1 protein-coding gene is annotated in these 1,304 nt (G+C 61.2%); it reads left to right on the top strand.

Annotated elements, in window-relative coordinates; genetic code table 11:
- Positions 1-1,304 (top strand): calcium-binding protein (locus AC1DIS_RS29985; protein WP_477781300.1); only part of this gene is annotated, 1,304 nt, incomplete at both ends.

Below are 1,304 nucleotides of genomic sequence, written 5' to 3'. Positions count from 1 at the left end.
GCTTCGGCAACGACACCTACATCGTCGACAACCTCAAGGACACGGTCACCGAAACCAGTACCCTGGCGAGCGAAATCGACACCGTACGCGCCTCGGTGAGCTGGACCCTGGGCRCCAACCTGGAAAACCTCACCCTGACCGGCAGCGACAACCTCAACGGCGTCGGCAATACCCTGAACAACGTGCTGACCGGCAACAGCGGCAACAACGTGCTCAACGGTGGCGCGGGGCTGGATACGCTGATCGGCGGCGCCGGCGACGACACCTATATCCTCGACCAGGCCGGTGAACTGGCGCTGCTGCAGGAAACCGTCGACCAGGGCCATGACCTGCTGAACATTGCCTACGCCTCGACCCTGGCCAGCAGCACCGTCGACCTCAGTCAAAGCAACCTGCAGAACGTCGAAGATGTCACCGTCACCGGCCTCGGCAACTTCACCGTGATCGGCAACGACCTGAACAACATCCTGATAGGCAACGCCTACGACAACACCCTGCTAGGCGGGGCCGGCAACGACTGGCTGGATGGTTGGGCCGGCGCCGACAAGCTCATTGGCGGCAGTGGCGATGACACCTATGTCATCTACAACAACGGTGTACAAGTCACTGAACTGGCTGACGAAGGCCACGACCTGATCCAGACGGCAGTAAGTTACTATTTGGAAGACAACGTCGAAGACGCTGTGCTGCTCGGTTCTGCAGCGCTGAGCCTCACGGGCAACAAGCTCGACAACCGTCTGACCGGCAACGCCGCCGCCAATATCCTCGACGGCCGGGGCGGGGCCGACACCCTCGACGGCGGTGCCGGTAACGACACCTACTACGTCGATAACGTCGGCGACACAGTGATCGAACGCGGTACCTCGCTGAGCGAAATCGACACGGTGCTGTCGTCGATCAGCTACACCTTGGGCAGCAACGTCGAGAACCTGACCCTTATCGACTTCAACGACCTGAATGCTACCGGTAATGCCCTGAATAACCGCATCGTCGGTAACTACGGCGACAACACCCTGGACGGAGGACTTGGCGCCGACGTCATGATCGACGACCGCGGCAGCGACACCTACATCGTCGACAACCTCAAGGACGTGGTCATTGAGACCGGCCTCTCGCTGTGGGATATCGACACCGTACGCGCCTCGGTGAGCTGGACCCTGGGCGCCAACCTGGAAAACCTCACCCTCACCGGCAGCGACAACCTCACCGGCGTCGGCAATGCCCTGAACAACGTGCTGACCGGCAACAGCGGCAACGTCGGCAATGCCCTGAACAACGTGCTGACCGGCAACAGCGGCAACAAC

It is taken from the genome of Pseudomonas sp. 05N433 (genome assembly GCF_056396925.1).
Note: the sequence above shows the minus strand (reverse complement) of the source record. Positions and strands in the feature narration are given on the sequence as shown.